Source organism: Polaromonas sp. (genome assembly GCF_029945685.1).
Classification (GTDB): Bacteria; Pseudomonadota; Gammaproteobacteria; order Burkholderiales; family Burkholderiaceae_C; genus Polaromonas.
In genome coordinates, this window is sequence record NZ_JAQSDA010000027.1 from 1 (window position 1) to 16,638 (window position 16,638).

Consider the following 16,638-nt stretch of genomic DNA (forward strand, 5'->3'; position numbering starts at 1 on the left):
TCTCGACCTCAACCTTGGCAAGGTTGCGCTCTACCAACTGAGCTACTCCCGCGTTATCAGCCTCGAATTATAGCGTGATTTTTTGCGCTTTTCGAAGAAATCTGAAAAATTTCCAAAGACTCAATGCTTGATGCTGCCCGCCACTTCACCAACCGGCGCGGCAGGTGCTGCTGCCGCCACGGCGGGCTCGTCGTCCGGCAGGGGAACCGGCTGGCGCACCAGTGCGATCTGCAACACCTGGTCAATCCATTTGACAGGCACGATCTCCAGACCGTTCTTGACGTTCTCAGGAATCTCCTGCAGGTCCTTCGCGTTCTCTTCGGGGATGATGACGGTCTTGATGCCGCCGCGCAAAGCCGCGAGCAGTTTTTCCTTCAGGCCGCCAATCGCGGTCACCTCGCCGCGCAGCGTGATCTCGCCGGTCATCGCCACATCGCCGCGCACCGGAATGCCGGTGATCGCCGATACGAAGGCCGTGGTCATCGCCGCACCGGCGCTGGGACCATCCTTGGGCGTAGCGCCGTCGGGAACGTGAATATGGATGTCACGCTTCTCGAACATTTCGTCCTTGATGCCCAACACCCGCGCCCGGCTGCGCACCACCGTGCGCGCGGCTTCCACGGATTCCTTCATCACGTCGCCGAGCGACCCCGTACGCGTGATCACGCCCTTGCCAGGCATCATCGCCGCCTCGATCGTCAACAGGTCACCGCCGACTTCCGTCCATGCCAGCCCGACCACCTGACCGACCTGATTGAGCTCCCCGGCGCGGCCGTAGTCGAACTTGCGCACACCCAGGAAATCGTTGAGGTTGCCGGCGGTTACCACGACCTTGGGCTCCATCTTCTTGAGCTGGATGCCCTTGACGACCTTGCGGCAGATCTTGGAAAGTTCGCGCTCGAGCGAGCGCACACCGGCCTCACGCGTGTAATAACGCACGATGTCGCGAACCGCCTGCTCCTTGATCTCCAGCTCGTCCTCCTTGACGCCATTGTTCTTGAGCTGCTTGGGCAACAGGTAACGCATGGCAATGCTGGTCTTTTCGTCTTCGGTGTAGCCCGACAGCCGGATCACTTCCATACGGTCCAGCAGGGCCGGCGGGATGTTCATTGAGTTCGAGGTGGCCACGAACATCACGTCGCTGAGGTCGAAGTCGACCTCGACGTAATGGTCGCCGAAGGTGTGGTTCTGTTCGGGATCCAGCACCTCGAGCAACGCGCTGGAAGGGTCGCCGCGGAAATCGGTGCCGAGCTTGTCGATCTCGTCGAGCAGGAACAGCGGGTTGCGGGTGCCGGCCTTGGTCAGGCTTTGCAGCACTTTACCCGGCAACGCGCCGATGTAGGTGCGACGGTGCCCGCGGATCTCGGCCTCGTCACGCATGCCGCCCAGCGCCATGCGCACGTACTTGCGCCCCGTGGCCTTGGCAATCGACTGGCCCAGTGAAGTCTTGCCAACGCCAGGAGGGCCGACCAGACAGAGGATAGGCGCCTTGAGTTTGTCGACGCGCTGCTGCACCGCGAGGTATTCAACAATGCGGTCCTTGACCTTCTCCAGGCCGTAGTGGTCTTCGTCCAGCACGGCCTCGGCATTGGCCAGGTCGTGCTTGATCTTGGTCTTTTTGCTCCAGGGCAAAGCAGTCAATACGTCAATGTAGGAGCGCACCACCGTGGCTTCGGCCGACATCGGCGACATCAGCTTGAGTTTTTTCAGCTCGCTCTCGGCCTTCTTGCGAGCTTCCTGCGGCATTTTGGCGGTCTTGATCTTTTTCTCGATCTCTTCGATGTCCGCGCCCTCTTCACCTTCGCCAAGTTCCTTCTGGATCGCCTTGACCTGCTCGTTCAGGTAGAAGTCGCGCTGGTTCTTCTCCATCTGGCGCTTGACGCGGCCGCGGATTTTTTTGTCCACATTGAGGATGTCGACTTCGCGTTCGAGCTGCTCGTAGAGGTTCTCGAGACGGGCCTTGACGTTGTCCAGATCGAGGATGACCTGCTTGGCGTCCAGCTTGAGCGGCAGGTGCGCAGCAATGGTGTCGGCCAGGCGGCCGGCGTCATCGATGCTGGAAATCGAGGTGAGAATTTCCGGCGGGATTTTCTTGTTCAGCTTGACGTAATGGTCGAACTGCTGCATCACGGCGCGGCGCAGCGCTTCCGTCTCGCTGGTCTTGTCGCCGGGCGTGAGCACGGCCGCCTCCACCGGCGTCACATTGGCACTGAAGTGGGCCTCACCCTCTTCGATTTTGTTGACGACAGCGCGTTGCTGCCCTTCAACCAGCACCTTGACCGTGCCGTCCGGCAGCTTGAGCATCTGCAAGATCGTGGCCACACAACCGACGCCGAACATGTCCTCGACAGACGGCTCGTCCTTGGCGGCTGCTTTCTGGGCCACAAGCATGATGCGGCGCTCGGCCTCCATGGCCGATTCCAGGGCCTTGATGCTCTTGGGGCGGCCCACGAACAGCGGGATCACCATGTGGGGGAACACCACCACGTCACGCAGCGGCAGCAGCGGCAGGTCGATGGGGGTGGAAGGCAATGTGGTTTGTGCGGACATATCAACCCTTGAAGGTAGGCCTTTAACGAAAACCGTGGCGCCAGGGCGTCCGGGGATTTCCAGTATCGGTGAAAACAGTTATCTCGAAAGTGGGGAACAGCGGCCACATTTCAAGCCTGCGGCCCATTTATGCCGCTGCAGGCACACCCGGGGCCTTCCCTGCCGGTGTGCGGTCTCAGGCCTGTTTGGCGGCTTCGCGGTACACCAGCAGCGGCGGCTTGTTTTCCTCAATCGTCGACTCGTCAACCACCACTTTTTCAACATTGCTCGTATTGGGCAGGTCAAACATGGTGTCAATCAGGGACTGCTCCAGGATGGAGCGCAGGCCGCGTGCGCCGGTCTTGCGGGCCAGCGCCTTGCGGGCAATCGCCTTGAGCGCCGAGGGGCGAATTTCCAGATCGACCCCTTCCATGGACAGCAGCTTGCTGAACTGCTTGACGACGGCGTTCTTGGGTTCCGTCAGGATCTGCACCAGCGCGTCCTCGGTCAGTTCGGCCAGGGTCGCAACCACCGGCATGCGGCCCACCAGTTCGGGGATCAGGCCGAACTTGATCAGGTCTTCTGGCTCCACGTCCTTGAAGGCCTCGGTCAGGCTCCGGGCCTTCTTGCTCTTGACCGAAGCGCCGAACCCGATGCCGGACGACTCGGTGCGGTTTTCAATGACTTTTTCCAGCCCCGAAAATGCCCCGCCACAGATGAACAGGATGTTGGTGGTATCGACCTGCAGGAAGTCCTGGTTCGGGTGCTTGCGGCCGCCCTGCGGCGGCACCGAGGCCATGGTGCCCTCGATCAGCTTGAGCAGCGCCTGCTGCACACCCTCACCCGACACGTCGCGCGTGATCGAGGGGTTGTCGGACTTGCGCGAGATCTTGTCGATTTCGTCAATGTAGACAATGCCCTGCTGCGCGCGCTCGACTTCATAGTTGCAGCTCTGCAGCAGCTTCTGGATGATGTTTTCGACGTCTTCACCGACGTAGCCGGCTTCGGTCAGCGTCGTGGCGTCGGCCATCACGAAAGGAACGTTGAGCGTACGCGCCAGGGTCTGGGCCAGCAGGGTCTTGCCGGAGCCGGTGGGGCCGATCAGCAGGATGTTGCTTTTCGTCAGCTCCACATCGTCTTTTTTGGCTTTTTCCTTGTGGCGCAGGCGTTTGTAATGGTTGTACACGGCGACGGCCAGCGTGCGCTTGGCAGGCTCCTGGCCGATGACGTAGCCGTCCAGTGTGGCCTTGATTTCCAGCGGCGTCGGCAGGTCGCCACGCGTTTCGCGCACGTCATCCCCGGCGGGCAACTCATCGCGGATGATTTCATTGCACAGGTCGATGCATTCATCACAGATGAAAACCGATGGCCCTGCAATCAGCTTCTTGACTTCGTGCTGGCTTTTGCCGCAGAAGGAGCAATACAGGGTTTTTTCGCTGGAAGAGCCTTTTTTATCGGCCATGAATGTAATGCCTTTGGGTGCCCGTGGGACGTGTTAGCTAATGATAACCAAATAAACCTGGCCCTACGCACGGCAAAACAGGCCTCAGCCGGCTCTCGGGGAGCGGCCAGTAAAAACGGCGTTCCCTGTTACAGAAACGCCGTTGCTATGTTGCAACCAGGGGATGCGGACGCTGCTTCAGGGGCGTTTGGCAATTACCTGATCCACCACACCATAAGTCTTGGCTTCCTCGGCAAACATGAAGTAGTCGCGCTCGGTGTCACGCTCGATTTTCTCGACGGTCTGCCCGGTGTTGGCGGCCAGGATGCGGTTGAGCTGCTCACGCGTCTTGAGGATGTCGCGGGCGTGGATCTCGATGTCGGTCGCCTGGCCTTGCGCGCCGCCCGAAGGCTGGTGAATCATCACGCGCGAGTTGGGCAGCGAGAAGCGCTTGCCTTTGGCACCAGCGGCCAGCAAAAAGGCGCCCATGCTGGCTGCCATGCCCACACACAGGGTGGAAACATCCGCCTTGATGAACTGCATGGTGTCGTAAATCGCCATGCCGGCAGTCACGGAACCGCCCGGGGAGTTGATGTAGAAGGAGATGTCCTTGTCCGGGTTTTCGCTTTCCAGGAACAACAACTGCGCCACCACCAGGTTGGCCGTCTGGTCGTTGACCGGGCCCACGAGGAAAATGACGCGCTCCTTCAGCAGTCGCGAATAGATGTCATAGGACCGCTCGCCGCGGCCGGACTGCTCAATCACCATCGGCACCATGCCGAGGCCCTGGATGTCCTGTGCACTGCTGTAAATGTTCATGTTTTCTCCAATTGTTGGGACTACTTTACCCAAAATAAATGGGGCTTGAAGCCTCAGCCGCAAGCCCCTGCATCAGAAATCAGCTTTGCGCCGGGCCCATGGCCCGCCACCGGCTTCAGTTCTGCGCCATCAACTCATCAAAAGGCACCGATTTCTCGACGATTTTGGCTTTGCCCAGCACAAAATTCGTGACATTGTTTTCAATCACGACGGACTCGACCTCGGCCATGCGTTTTTCGTCGCTGAAGTACCAGCGCACCACGTCTTCCGGTTTTTCGTAGCTGGAAGCCAGTTCTTCGACGTGGGCCTTGACCTGTTCGGTCTTGGGAAACAGGTCGTTGGTACGGGTCAGTTCGGCCACCACCAGACCCAGGCGCACACGCTTTTCGGCTTGCGGGCGGAAGATGTCGTCGGGAATCGGCGCCTTGTCGGCGTCCTTGATGCCGCGCTGCTTGAGGTCGGCGCGGGCGCCTTCAACCATGCGGTCCAGTTCCGACTGGACAATCGCCTGCGGCACGTCGAGTTCGGCGTGGGCCAGCAGCGCGTCCATGACGGCGTTTTTGTTGCGGGCCAGCAGGCGGAACTTGACCTCGCGCTCGAGGTTCTTGCGGATGTCGGCGCGCAGGCCTTCGACGGTGGCTTCGGCGATGCCCAGGGACTTGGCCAGGGCTTCGTTGACTTCAGGCAGGTGGGCGGCTTCGATCTTCTTGACCGTGACCATGAAGTCGGCCTGTTTGCCGGCGACATCCTTGCCATGGTAGTCGGCGGGGAAATTGAGCGGGAAGGTCTTGCTCTCGCCGCTTTTCATGCCGCGCACCGCGTCTTCGAATTCCTTGAGCATCTGGCCTTCGCCGACCAGGAACTGGAACGCTTCCGCCTTGCCGCCGGCAAACGGCTCGCCGTCGATCTTGCCTTCGAAGTCGATGGTGACGCGGTCGCCGTCCTGCGCAGGCGCGTCGATGGCGCGCTGGGCAAAGGTGCGGCGCTGCTTGCGCAGGATGTCCACCGTCTTGTCGATGGCTTCGTCCGTCACTTCGGCGGTGATTTTCTCCACTTCGGCGCTGGCCAGGTCGCCGATCTTGACTTCCGGGTAGACCTCGAAAATGGCGTCAAACGTCAGCTCGCCCTCGGGCGCGCCTTCCTTTTCGCTGATGCGCGGCTGGCCGGCCACGCGCAGCTTGGCTTCATTGGCGGCCACGGAAAAAGCCTCGCCGACCTTGTCGTTCATGACTTCGTAATGTACCGAGTAGCCATAACGCTGGGCGACCACGTTCATGGGCACCTTGCCGGGACGGAAACCGTCCATCTTGACTGTGCGGGCCAGGCGTTTCAGGCGCGAGTCCACTTCGGACTGGATGGTGCCTACGGGCAGCGTCAAAGTGATCTTGCGCTCCAGCTTTTCGAGGGTTTCAACAGTCACGGCCATGATCTACTCCTAAATATCCGAAAAATGTGTAAAAGACAGCGGGGCGCACCGGTCAACCGGTGCGGCCCTCGTCCTGAAAGTCTCAATCGTGGTGCGCGGGGCGGGACTCGAACCCGCACATCCTTGCGGACGTCAGGACCTAAACCTGGTGCGTCTACCAATTTCGCCACCCGCGCGCCTGAAATAAAAACGGGAATCCTCAGCTTTTCGGCTTGTGGACCCCCGCCTGAAATCGGTCAACTTTCTATTTTAGCCTGTATCGGCTGCCGCATCAGCGGTCAGCCATCCCACAGGTGGGGTCAAGCCGGGACCGATGACTCCCGCTTCACACGGAACCATGCTGCGTACATCGCCGGCAAGGCCAGCAGCGTCAGCACCGTGGCAACAATCAGGCCGCCCATGATGGCAACCGCCATCGGCCCCCAAAAGACGCTGCGCGACAGCGGGATCATGGCCAGCACGGCAGCGGCGGCCGTCAGCACGATGGGGCGCAAACGCCGCACCGCCGACTCCACGATCGCATCCCAGGCGGGAACGCCGGCCGCCCGGTCCTGCTCGATCTGATCGATCAGGATCACCGAGTTGCGCTGGATCATGCCCATCAGCGCGATCACGCCCAGCAAAGCCACGAAGCCGAAAGGCCGGCCCAGCAGCAGCAGGGCCCCAGCCACGCCGGCAATGCCCAGCGGTCCGGTCAGGAAGACCAGCATCGCGCGGCTGAAGCTGTGCAGCTGCAGCATCAGCAAGGTGAAAGTCAGAAAAAGCATGACGGGAATGCCGGCTGCGATCGAGCTGGAGCCCTTGCTGCTCTCCTCGACAGCGCCGGCAACCTCGATGCGGTAGCCGCCCATGCCCGCTTGCCGCCACTTCGCCTCCAGCGCCTTCAGCCCGGGCAGGAGCTGGTTGGTCACCGTGGCGCCCTGCAAGCCTTCGACGATGTCGCTTTGCACCGTGATCGCATAGTCGCGGTTCTCGCGCCACATCACGCCGGGCTCCCAGGTGAACACCGGTTTGGCGATCTGCGTGAGCGGAATCGATTTGCCTGACGCGGTCGGCAGGTAGGCATTGGCGATGTCGGTGATGGCATTGCGTTCGTCCAGCGGCTGGCGAAGCACGATGTCGATCAGCTTGTCGCCCTCGCGGAACTGGCCCACGGTGCTGCCGGCCAGGATGGTTTTGGACGCCTGGGCGATCGACTGGCTGGTCACACCCAGGGCGCGTGCCTTGGACTGGTCCACCTCCAGGCGCAGGACCTTGACCGACTCGTTCCAGTTGTCGTTGGTGCCGCGCGTATTGGGGCTCTCGCGCAGCACCGCCTTGACCTCGTCGGCACGTTCGCGCAGCACCAGCGGATCCGCGCCAACCACGCGGAACTGCACCGGATAGGGCACGGGCGGGCCATTGGGAAGCAGCTTGATGCGGCCGCGCACCTCGGGGAATTCCTGGGCCAGCAAGGCCGGCAGCTTGATGCGCAGGGACTCGCGCACCTTCAGGTCCTGCGGCAGCACGATGAATTGCGACACATTGGTCTGCGGGAAAACCTGGTCCAGCGGCAGGTAAAAACGCGGCACGCCCGAGCCGACCCAGGTACTGACCGAACGCACGCCGGCTTCCTGGAGCAGGCGCGCTTCCACGCGTTTGGTTGTCAGTTCATTGGCGGCAAACGAGGTGCCCTCGGGAAACCAGATGTCCACCATGATCTCGGGACGGCTGGAGTCCGGGAAGAACTGCTGCTGCACCTTGCCCATGCCGACAATGCCCAGTGCGAAAAACAGCACCGTCGCGCCAATCGTGATCCAGCGGTACTCGACACACCAGTTCACGGCCCGCCGGAAGCCGCGGTAAAACGGTGTGTCGAAATGCTCCTGGTGGCCTGCCTCGGCACCGGCCGGCACAGGCTTGGCCTTGAGCAGCAAGGTTCCCAGATAAGGCACGAAATACACCGACACGATCCAGCTCAGCACCAGCGCGATCACCGTGACCGCGAAAATCGCATAGGTGTATTCGCCCACGGTGGATTTCGCCATGCCGATCGGCAAAAAGCCTACCGCCGTGATCAGCGTGCCGGTCAGCATCGGCATGGCGGTGATCTCGTACGCAAAGGTCGCGGCGCGCACCTTGTCGTAGCCCTCTTCCATCTTGCGCACCATCATTTCCACCGCAATGATGGCGTCGTCCACCAGCAGGCCCAACGCGATGATCAGCGAACCGAGCGAGATCTTGTGCAGCCCGATGCCGAAGTAGTTCATGGCCAGAAAGGTCACGGCCAGCACCAGCGGAATCGTGATGCCCACCACCAGGCCGGGCCGCATGTCGATGTAATACCGCTTCCACAGCGGGTGCTGCCCGGGCCGGCGGTGAAAACCCAGCGCGATGAAACTCACGGCCAGCACAATCACCACCGCCTCGATCAGCACCTTCACAAACTCATTGACCGAGGTCGCCACCGCCGTCGGCTGGTCCTGGATCTGCACCAGCTCGATGCCGGCGGGCAGACCGCCTGCAAGGCCGGCGGTGGTCGCCTTCAGCGCCTTGCCCAGCGCAATGATGTCGCCGCCCTTGCCCATGGAGACACCGAGCGCGATGACTTCCCTGCCCTGGTGCCGCACCTTCACGGCAGGCGGGTCGACGTAGCCGCGCTTGACCTCGGCAATGTCGCCCAGGCGCAGCTGGCTGCCCGACGTGCCGCGTATCGGCATGGCGCGCAGCTGTTCGACCGCCTCGAACTGCCCGGCCACCCGCACCTGCACCACATCCAGCGGTGTCTGCACCGCGCCGGCCGATTCCACCGCGTTTTGCTGGCCCAGCTGGCTTAGCACCTGGCTGAAGTCCAGCCCGAGCTGGGCCAGGCGCTTTTGCGAGATCTCGATGTAGAGCTTTTCGTCCTGCACGCCGAACTGCTCGACCTTGGCCACATCGGGCACCCGCAGCAGTTTCTGGCGCACCTCGTCGGCAAAGGTCTTGAGCTCGGCATAACTGAAGCCATCGGCCTGCAGCGCATAGATCACCCCATACACATCGCCGAAGTCGTCATTGAAAAACGGCCCCTGCACGCCGCCGGGCAGGGTGTAACGCATGTCGCCGATTTTCTTGCGTACCGCGTACCAGACGCCGGCCACATCGGCGGCTTTCGACGAGTCCTTGATCTGGAAAATGATCTGCGACTCGCCAGGCTTGGAGTAGCTGCGGATCTTGTCGGCAAACGGCACTTCCTGCAGCGTGCGCTCGATCTTGTCCGTCACCTGCTCGGCCACCTGCTGCGCGGTGGCGCCCGGCCAGTAGGTGCGCACGACCATGGCGCGGAAGGTGAACGGCGGGTCTTCGTCCTGGCCGAGCTGGAAGTAGGCGGCAAAGCCGAGCAGCATCAGCACCACCATGAGGTAACGCGTCAGCGCCGGATGGTCCAGCGCCCATTTGGACAGGTTGAAGCTGTCTTTTGGTTGTTCCTGGTTCATGCCGGCCTCACTTCGCGGGCGCTGCGGCGGGCGTGGCGGCGGCGGCAGATGCTACTGGATTGATAGCTGTCTGCGCATTCGGGGCAAGGGCTGCAGCCACTTTTGGCTGATAGATCGTGACCTTCTGCCCGGGCGACAGCACATGCACACCGGCGCTGACCACCAGCATGCCAGGTTGCAGGCCCGACGCCACCACCGCTTCGTTGCCGTCGGCCGTCGCGATCTGGATGGTCTGCGACTTCACCGTCATGCTGGCCTGGTCCAGCACCCAGACCGCCGTTGCCCGGCCTTCCTGGCGCAGGGCCGTGGTCGGCAGCTTGATCACCTGCAGACCCGCAGCACCCAGGCCCTGCGGCTGCACGTAAACCGTGGCGCCCAGCACCGGTGGGTCCTGGGTGGCCAGCACCACCTTCACCGGATAGGTTCGTGTGAGCGGATCGGCGCTGGCGCCCACTTCACGCACCTTGCCGTCCAGCCCGGCGTTCTGCGCCCAGACCCGCACCTTGACCGGCATGCCGACCTTGATGGCCGCCACCTTGTCTTCGGGCACGGAAAACACCACGTCGCGCGGGCCGTCGGCAGCAATGCGCAGCACCGGGGTGCCGGCAGAGACCACCTGGCCGACCTCGGCTTCCACGGCGGTGACCACCCCCGACACGTCGGCCACCAGCACGGCGTAACCGGCCTGGTTGCCCTGAACGGCCAGTTGCGACTGCGCCTGCTCAAGCTGGGCCTGCGCCGCCTTGAGCGTGGCCTCGCGGCGCTCGAGTTCAGCGCCGCTGATGAAGTTCTGGTCCCGCAGTTCCTTGTAGCGCTTGTAGTCGGCCGAGGCCAGGTCGCGCTGCGTGGCCGCCGCTGCGACCTGGGCGCGCGCCGCATCGGCTGCCAGCTTGTAGTCCTGCGGGTCCAGTTGGGCCAGCACCTGGCCGGCCTTCACACGCTGCCCGAGTTCGGCCTGCCGCCGGATGATTTTTCCGCCGACCCGAAAGCCCAGCCGCGACTCGGTCTGGGCCTTCACCTCGCCGGCAAACTCGTAAGCACTCGCAAAGGAATCTGTCCCCACGGTCATGACCTTGACGGCACGCACCGGCTCCTCGAGCGGGGCTGGCTTGGAACAGGCGGCCAACAACAAGGCGCTGCTGAGGACGGCAAAAACGGTTTTATTCATGATGGCATTGAGGAAAAACGGTGGCTAAAAGGCCAGAAAGCAGGAAACAGGCAAGCCCGACAAACCCGTTAATGACTGACCGGTTAGTAATCTAGGGTAATTCCCAAGGCTTGTCAAGCGACAATCCAGCCCATGACTTCCGGTCCCCATCCCGACCTTGCGCAGCCACTGGCGCCCCCTTCCAGCCACTACGAAAACTTCCCCGTGGCCTCGCTGCTGTGCCCGCCGCACCTGCGTCCGGCGGTGGCGGCGATCTACTGGTTCGCCCGCACGGCGGACGACATCGCCGACGAAGGCGACGCCCTGCCCGCCCAGCGGCTGGCCGACCTGGCAGCCTGCCGCGCGGACCTGTTCGCCGCGGCGCAGGGCCGGCCGGTCTCGGCGCGCTGGCCGGGCGTCTTCGCCGCCCTGGCGCCGGTGATCGCGCAGTTCCAGCTGCCGGTGGCCTTGCTGGACGACCTGCTCAGCGCCTTCGAGCAGGACGTCGTCAAGCAGCGTTATGCCAGCGAGGCCGAATTGCTCGATTACTGCCGCCGCTCGGCCAACCCGGTCGGCCGCCTGCTGCTGCATCTCTATGGCGTCAACGATGCGGCGTCCCTGGTGCAGAGCGACCACATCTGCACGGCCCTGCAACTGATCAACTTCTGGCAAGACCTCAGCGTGGACATTCCGCGCGGACGCATCTACCTGCCGCAGGACCTGTGGGCTGCGCACGGCGTCGATGAAGCGCAACTGCAGGCCCTGGACGTGAACCCGGCCACTACGAAATTGATAGCTGCCTGCGTCCATTCGGCAAGGGCGCGCATGCTCAAAGGCCTGCCTCTGGCAAAGAAGGTGCCGGGGCGCGCGGGCTGGGAGTTGCGCCTGGTCGTACAAGGCGGCCTGCGCATCCTCGACAAGACGGAAGCCATCGGCTTTGCCACCTTACGCCAGCGCCCCAAGCTCACGCCCCGGGATGTGACGCTGATGCTGTGGCGCGCGATCCGGATGTAATCCCGACAGCGGCCGGCTTGCCACCGCTCCAAGCCTGCGACAATCCCGCCCATGAACCCCGAGGAATACGTCCAGCAGAAGGCCGCCGCGTCCGGCAGCAGTTTTTATTACGCCTTCCTGTTTCTGCCGCGGGAAAGGCGCGCGGCCATCACGGCCTTTTATGCCTTCTGCCGCGAGGTCGACGATGTGGTTGACGAGGTGATCGACCCCGGCGTGGCGCACACCAAGCTCGCCTGGTGGCAGGCCGAGGTGCTCAAGTCCTACGCCGGCTCGCCCACCCATCCGGTGATGAAGGCACTGATGCCGCTGGCCCCCACCTACCAGATCGAGGCGCGCCACCTGCAGGCGGTGATCGAGGGCTGCCAGATGGACCTCACGCAAAACCGCTTTCTTGATTTCCCCGGCCTGAAGACCTATTGCCACCTGGTCGCCGGCATCGTCGGCGAGGTGGCCGCGCGGATTTTCGGTCAGACGCAGCCGCAGACCACCGCGTACGCGCACAAGCTCGGGCTGGCCTTCCAGATGACCAACATCATCCGCGACGTCGGCGAAGATGCCTTGCGCGGCCGCATTTACCTGCCGGTCAACGAGTTGCAGCAGTTCGACGTGAAAGCGCACGAAATCCTCAAGCGCCAGTACTCGGACCGCTTCACCGCGCTGATGCAGTTCCAGACGCAGCGTGCGCTCGCCCTCTACGACGAGGCGCTGGCGCTGCTGCCCGAGGCCGACCGCCGCGCGCAAAAGCCCGGCCTGATGATGGCCAGCATCTACCGCACCTTGCTGCGCGAGATCGAGGCCGACGGCTACCAGGTGCTGCACCAGCGGGTAAGCCTGACGCCGCTGCGCAAGTTCTGGCTGGCGTGGAAAACACAGGCTTTCGGCAAGGTTCAATGAGCCCCCACGCTTGTCGCTGCGCGTACTGCGCTGCCCCCCGATGGGGCGCTGCGCCTGCGGGCCGGCGGAGCCGGACCCGCGGCCCCTGCTGGTCAATACCGCGGGTTCCAGCGTGAGAGTTGCCGTCATCGGTGCCGGCTGGGCCGGCTGCGCGGCGGCGGTCGAGGCCACCCGACTCGGCCAGCAGGTCACCGTGTTTGAAGCTGCCCGTATTCCCGGTGGGCGCGCGCGACGCGTCGACGGCCAGTGGCCCGACGGGTCGGCGCTGGCGCTGGACAACGGCCAGCACATCCTGATCGGTGCCTACAGCGAAACGCTGCGCCTGATGGCCGACGTCGGTGCGTTTGCCGACACGGCCCTGCTGCGCCTGCCGCTGACCCTGCAATTCCCCGACGGCACGGGTCTGGCGTTCCCCCGGCTGCCCGCCCCGCTGGATGCACTGGCCGGCATTGTGCGAGCACGCGGCTGGACCTGGCGCGACAAACTCTCGTTGCTGCGCGCCGCCGTCGGCTGGCAGCTCTCGGGATTTCGCTGCGCGCCGGAGCTGTCTGTTGCGCAGCTGTGCCGCCAACTGAGCCCGACGGTGATGGCCACCCTGATTGAGCCGCTGTGTGTCTCGGCGCTGAACACGCCGGCCGACCGCGCCAGCGCCCAGGTGTATTTACGGGTGCTGCGCGATGCGCTGTTCGCCGAATCGGGCGGCTCCAACCTGTTGCTGCCGCGTGTGGACCTGAGTGCGCTGCTGCCCGACGCGGCACTGGCCTGGGTCGCGCAGCGTGGCGGCGAGGTCGGGCTCGGTCGCCGTGTGCAGGGACTGACGCGCCTGGCCGGAAGCTGGCAGGTCGATGGCGCCCTCTTTGACCGGGTGGTTCTCGCCTGTCCGCCGGCGGAAGCTGCGCGGCTGGTCGAAACAGCGGTCCTGCCCTGCCAGGCCTGGCTGGCGCACACCCGCGCATTGCAGTTTGAAGCGATCACCACGGTGTATGCGTTTTCACCCGAAGCTCGCCTGGCGCAGCCCATGCTCACGCTGTGCGCGGGTCCACCCGACGGCGAGGCGCCGGCGCAGTTTGTGTTTGACCGCGGCCAGCTCGGCGGACCCGCCGGCCTGCTGGCCTTTGTGGTCAGCGCCAGCAGCGCCGACAAGGACGGACTGACCCGGCGCGTGCTGGCCCAGGGCGAGCGGCAACTCGGGCTGACGGCCCTGCAGGCCGTGCAGACGATTGTGGAAAAACGCGCAACCTTCGCCTGCCTGCCCGGTCTGCAGCGCCCCGCCGCGCAGGTGCTGCCGGGGCTGCTTGCCTGTGGCGACTACCTCGACGGGCCCTACCCCGCCACACTGGAAGGCGCCGTGCGCTCGGGTTTGCAGGCCGCCAGAATTGCTATCAAATAAATAGCTGCTCCCGAAATACCGGCAAGGGCTGGAGCCCAATTTGTCTATAGATTCCGGCTGCTGTCCCGCCGCGCCAGCGCGCGCACCTGTCGCTGCGCGGGCCGGTCCAGGCAACGCGAAAGCCAGGCGCTGAGCTGCGGACATTGCCCGTTCAGTTCGCCCGAACGCTGCACCCAGGCGAGCACCGAAGCCACGCAGATGTCGGCCACGGTGAAGCGCTCGCCGGCCAGGAAATGGCGGTCCTGCAGTTGCTGATCGAGTACGCGCAGCGCTGGCAGCAGGCGCCGCTCGGCCTCCTGCGCCAGCTGCGGTTTGCGCCGCTCCTCGGGCATGGCCACGGTGTGCATCAAAAACGTCAGGGCATCTTTCTCGCATTCGGTCACGGCCCAGAAGCTCCAGCGCAGGATCTCGGCCTGTTCGGCGTGGTTCACCGCAGCAAGCGATGGGGCGCCGTCACCCTGGAAACGCCCGGCCAGGTAAAGCGCGCAGGCCATGGACTCCCAGACCAGCACGCCGTCATCGTCGATCACCGGGATATGCCCGTTGGGATTGAGTGCCAGAAACGCCGGCGTGCGGGTTGCGCCGCCCTGGTAAGGCTGGGCAATGTGTTCGTAGCTCAGGCCCAGTTCCTGCGCCACCCACAGCGGCCGCGATGCGCGCGAAGCCGCGATGCCGTAGATCTTCAGGGTCATGGCTGCGTGTCAGCGACGCGAAACAGGTCACACAGCTCCGTCAGGCTGGTCACGGTTTCGTGCGGCACGGCCTCGTGCGTCCAGAGGTGGTCAGCGCGGTTCACCCATGCGGTCTGCATGCCGGCGTTCAGCGCCCCCAGCACATCCAGCGCAGCATCGTCACCTACATGCAGCACGTTGTGCGGCTGCACATCCACGGCGCCTGCTGCGGCATGGAAGATCCGCGGGTCGGGTTTGCCCACGCCGAACGCCTGTGCGCTGATGGCGGCGCGAAAGTACGGCGAGAGACCGATGCGCGCGATATCGGCATTGCCGTTGGACAGCGCAACCACCGGGTACCGCGCCGAAAGAAACTCCAGCGCGAGCATCGCGTCTTCGAACAGCGTCACGTCGTGGCGCGCGGCAAAAAAAACTTCAAAGGCTTCTTCCGCCAGCAGGGGGTTCTCCCGGGAGCGGTACAGGGCCAGGCGGATAGCCTCGCGCCGGATGGCGCTGAGGTTGTGCCTGAGCTCGGGGCGGGTCCGGACGATCTGCTCGCGGATATCGTGGCGCGCCGTGGGGTTGGCAAACAGGGCCGCGGTCATGGGCGCGTGGCGGCCCAGCCATTCGTCAAGTGCAGCTTCGGCTTTTTCTATCACCGGCCAGACCGGCCAGAGGGTGTCATCAAGGTCAAGGGTTATGGCTTTAATAATTGTCAGGTCAAGCATAGGTAAGGGAGAATAACCCATGTCTTTTTCTCCCGAACCCACCTTTGAGCACGGCCAGCCGCCCAGCGCGCCCAGCGGCACCGCCGTGTTGTACTGCAACCTCGGAACGCCCGACGCGCCCACCGCCGCAGCGCTGCGCCCCTACCTTGCGCAGTTCCTCAGCGATCACCGCGTGATCGAGATTCCGAAGGCCTTGTGGTGGTTCATCCTGCACGGCATCATCCTGCGCGTGCGACCCAAAAAATCGGCAGCCAAATACGCCAGCATCTGGACCGCGGAAGGCTCCCCGCTGAAGGTCTGGACGGCCAAACAGGCGACGCTGCTGCGCGGCTACCTGGGCGAGCGCGGACACCATGTGGAGGTGCGTTATGCCATGCGTTACGGCCAGCCTTCCGTGGCCGCGCAGCTGAACTCGCTCAAGGCCGAAGGTGTCACCCGCATCCTGGTGTTGCCCGCCTACCCGCAATACAGCGGCACCAGCACCGCCAGCGTGTTCGACGCGGTCTACAGCTGGGCCGCCAGAACACGCCGCATTCCCGAGCTGCGGTTTGTCAACCACTACCACGACCACCCGGGCTACATCGCGGCGCTGGCAGCGCGCGTGCGCGCGCACTGGGCCACCCATGGCCGCGCCGACAAGCTGGTCATGAGTTTTCACGGAGTGCCCGAGCGCACGCTGCATCTGGGCGATCCCTACCACTGCGAGTGCCACAAGACCGCCCGGCTGCTGGCCGAAGAACTGGGTCTTGCCAAAGATCAGTACCGCGTCACCTTCCAGTCACGCTTCGGCAAGGCCAAGTGGCTGGAGCCCTACACCGAGCCCACGCTGGTGGCGCTGGCCAGGGCCGGCGTCAAAAGCGTCGATGTGATGTGCCCGGGCTTCACCGGCGACTGCCTGGAGACCCTTGAGGAAATAGCGCAGGAGGCCAGGGAAGCTTTTGTGCATGCAGGCGGCAAGACCTTCAACTACATCGCCTGCCTCAACGACAGCCCGGAATGGCTGGCCGCCCTGCGCGACATCGCCCTGCAGCATCTGTCGGGCTGGCCGACCCAGAGCTCACCCGATGTGCAGGCGCTGGCCGCGTCACGGGCCGCAGCGCTGGCCCGCGGCGCCCGGCAATAAG

The 16,638-nt window shown here is 63.9% G+C and carries 12 protein-coding genes and 1 tRNA gene; 4 read left to right on the plus strand and 9 right to left on the minus strand.

Going from position 1 to position 16,638, the window contains the following annotated elements:
• Positions 1-120: 120 nt before the first annotated feature.
• From lon to PSV26_RS18470, 7 genes are all read right to left on the minus strand, one after another.
• The gene (gene lon / locus PSV26_RS18440; protein ID WP_300572861.1) at positions 121-2,550 is read right to left on the minus strand and encodes an endopeptidase La; all 2,430 of its coding nucleotides are present in this window, start codon (positions 2,548-2,550) and stop codon (positions 121-123) included.
• 175 nt (positions 2,551-2,725) lie between these two features.
• The gene (clpX, locus tag PSV26_RS18445) at positions 2,726-3,991 is read right to left on the minus strand and encodes an ATP-dependent Clp protease ATP-binding subunit ClpX (protein WP_096699741.1); all 1,266 of its coding nucleotides are present in this window, start codon (positions 3,989-3,991) and stop codon (positions 2,726-2,728) included.
• Between the two features lie 177 nt (positions 3,992-4,168).
• The gene (gene clpP, locus PSV26_RS18450) at positions 4,169-4,789 is read right to left on the minus strand and encodes an ATP-dependent Clp endopeptidase proteolytic subunit ClpP (protein WP_300512694.1); all 621 of its coding nucleotides are present in this window, start codon (positions 4,787-4,789) and stop codon (positions 4,169-4,171) included.
• 115 nt (positions 4,790-4,904) lie between these two features.
• Complete coding sequence (gene tig, locus PSV26_RS18455; RefSeq protein WP_300512695.1) at positions 4,905-6,215, minus strand: trigger factor; 1,311 nt, start codon at positions 6,213-6,215, stop codon at positions 4,905-4,907.
• An 89-nt stretch (positions 6,216-6,304) separates the two neighbouring features.
• Positions 6,305-6,391: transfer RNA gene (locus PSV26_RS18460), tRNA-Leu, on the minus strand.
• A gap of 123 nt (positions 6,392-6,514) precedes the next feature.
• Positions 6,515-9,670, minus strand: coding sequence for an efflux RND transporter permease subunit (locus PSV26_RS18465; RefSeq protein WP_300572864.1), 3,156 nt, complete (start codon positions 9,668-9,670; stop codon positions 6,515-6,517).
• Between the two features lie 7 nt (positions 9,671-9,677).
• Entirely contained in the window at positions 9,678-10,838 is a 1,161-nt protein-coding gene (locus PSV26_RS18470) for an efflux RND transporter periplasmic adaptor subunit (RefSeq protein WP_300512697.1), read from the minus strand.
• 132 nt (positions 10,839-10,970) lie between these two features.
• Between PSV26_RS18470 and hpnC the strand changes: the two genes are divergently transcribed.
• From hpnC to hpnE, 3 genes are all read left to right on the plus strand, one after another.
• Positions 10,971-11,831, plus strand: a complete 861-nt coding sequence (hpnC, locus tag PSV26_RS18475; RefSeq protein ID WP_300572867.1) for a squalene synthase HpnC — start codon at positions 10,971-10,973, stop codon at positions 11,829-11,831.
• Positions 11,832-11,882: 51 nt separating this feature from the next.
• On the plus strand, positions 11,883-12,725 hold the full coding sequence (gene hpnD, locus PSV26_RS18480; RefSeq protein WP_300572870.1) for a presqualene diphosphate synthase HpnD: 843 nt from the start codon (positions 11,883-11,885) through the stop codon (positions 12,723-12,725).
• A gap of 112 nt (positions 12,726-12,837) precedes the next feature.
• On the plus strand, positions 12,838-14,115 hold the full coding sequence (hpnE, locus tag PSV26_RS18485; protein ID WP_300572873.1) for a hydroxysqualene dehydroxylase HpnE: 1,278 nt from the start codon (positions 12,838-12,840) through the stop codon (positions 14,113-14,115).
• 44 nt (positions 14,116-14,159) lie between these two features.
• Here hpnE and PSV26_RS18490 read toward each other — a convergent pair whose 3' ends face one another.
• Complete coding sequence (locus tag PSV26_RS18490; RefSeq protein ID WP_300512701.1) at positions 14,160-14,807, minus strand: glutathione S-transferase family protein; 648 nt, start codon at positions 14,805-14,807, stop codon at positions 14,160-14,162.
• Positions 14,804-15,514, minus strand: coding sequence for an HAD family hydrolase (locus tag PSV26_RS18495; RefSeq protein WP_300512702.1), 711 nt, complete (start codon positions 15,512-15,514; stop codon positions 14,804-14,806). The genes PSV26_RS18490 and PSV26_RS18495 overlap by 4 nt, the downstream gene beginning before the upstream one ends.
• A gap of 19 nt (positions 15,515-15,533) precedes the next feature.
• On the opposite strand from PSV26_RS18495, the gene hemH reads away from it, so the two are divergent.
• A complete protein-coding gene (hemH, locus tag PSV26_RS18500; protein WP_300512703.1) occupies positions 15,534-16,637 on the plus strand; it encodes a ferrochelatase in 1,104 nt (367 codons plus the stop codon).
• Position 16,638 lies beyond the last annotated feature (1 nt).

Excerpts from the sequence above, each read along its gene's own strand:
- PSV26_RS18470 (WP_300512697.1), bottom strand. The coding sequence starts at position 10,838 with ATGAATAAAACCGTTTTTGCCGTCCTCAGCAGCGCCTTGTTGTTGGCC.
- hemH (WP_300512703.1), top strand. The coding sequence starts at position 15,534 with ATGTCTTTTTCTCCCGAACCCACCTTTGAGCACGGCCAGCCGCCCAGC.
- hpnD (WP_300572870.1), top strand. The coding sequence starts at position 11,883 with ATGAACCCCGAGGAATACGTCCAGCAGAAGGCCGCCGCGTCCGGCAGC.
- PSV26_RS18495 (WP_300512702.1), bottom strand. The coding sequence starts at position 15,514 with ATGCTTGACCTGACAATTATTAAAGCCATAACCCTTGACCTTGATGAC.
- PSV26_RS18490 (WP_300512701.1), bottom strand. The coding sequence starts at position 14,807 with ATGACCCTGAAGATCTACGGCATCGCGGCTTCGCGCGCATCGCGGCCG.
- lon (WP_300572861.1), bottom strand. The coding sequence starts at position 2,550 with ATGTCCGCACAAACCACATTGCCTTCCACCCCCATCGACCTGCCGCTG.
- clpX (WP_096699741.1), bottom strand. The coding sequence starts at position 3,991 with ATGGCCGATAAAAAAGGCTCTTCCAGCGAAAAAACCCTGTATTGCTCC.
- hpnC (WP_300572867.1), top strand. The coding sequence starts at position 10,971 with ATGACTTCCGGTCCCCATCCCGACCTTGCGCAGCCACTGGCGCCCCCT.
- PSV26_RS18465 (WP_300572864.1), bottom strand. The coding sequence starts at position 9,670 with ATGAACCAGGAACAACCAAAAGACAGCTTCAACCTGTCCAAATGGGCG.
- clpP (WP_300512694.1), bottom strand. The coding sequence starts at position 4,789 with ATGAACATTTACAGCAGTGCACAGGACATCCAGGGCCTCGGCATGGTG.
- tig (WP_300512695.1), bottom strand. The coding sequence starts at position 6,215 with ATGGCCGTGACTGTTGAAACCCTCGAAAAGCTGGAGCGCAAGATCACT.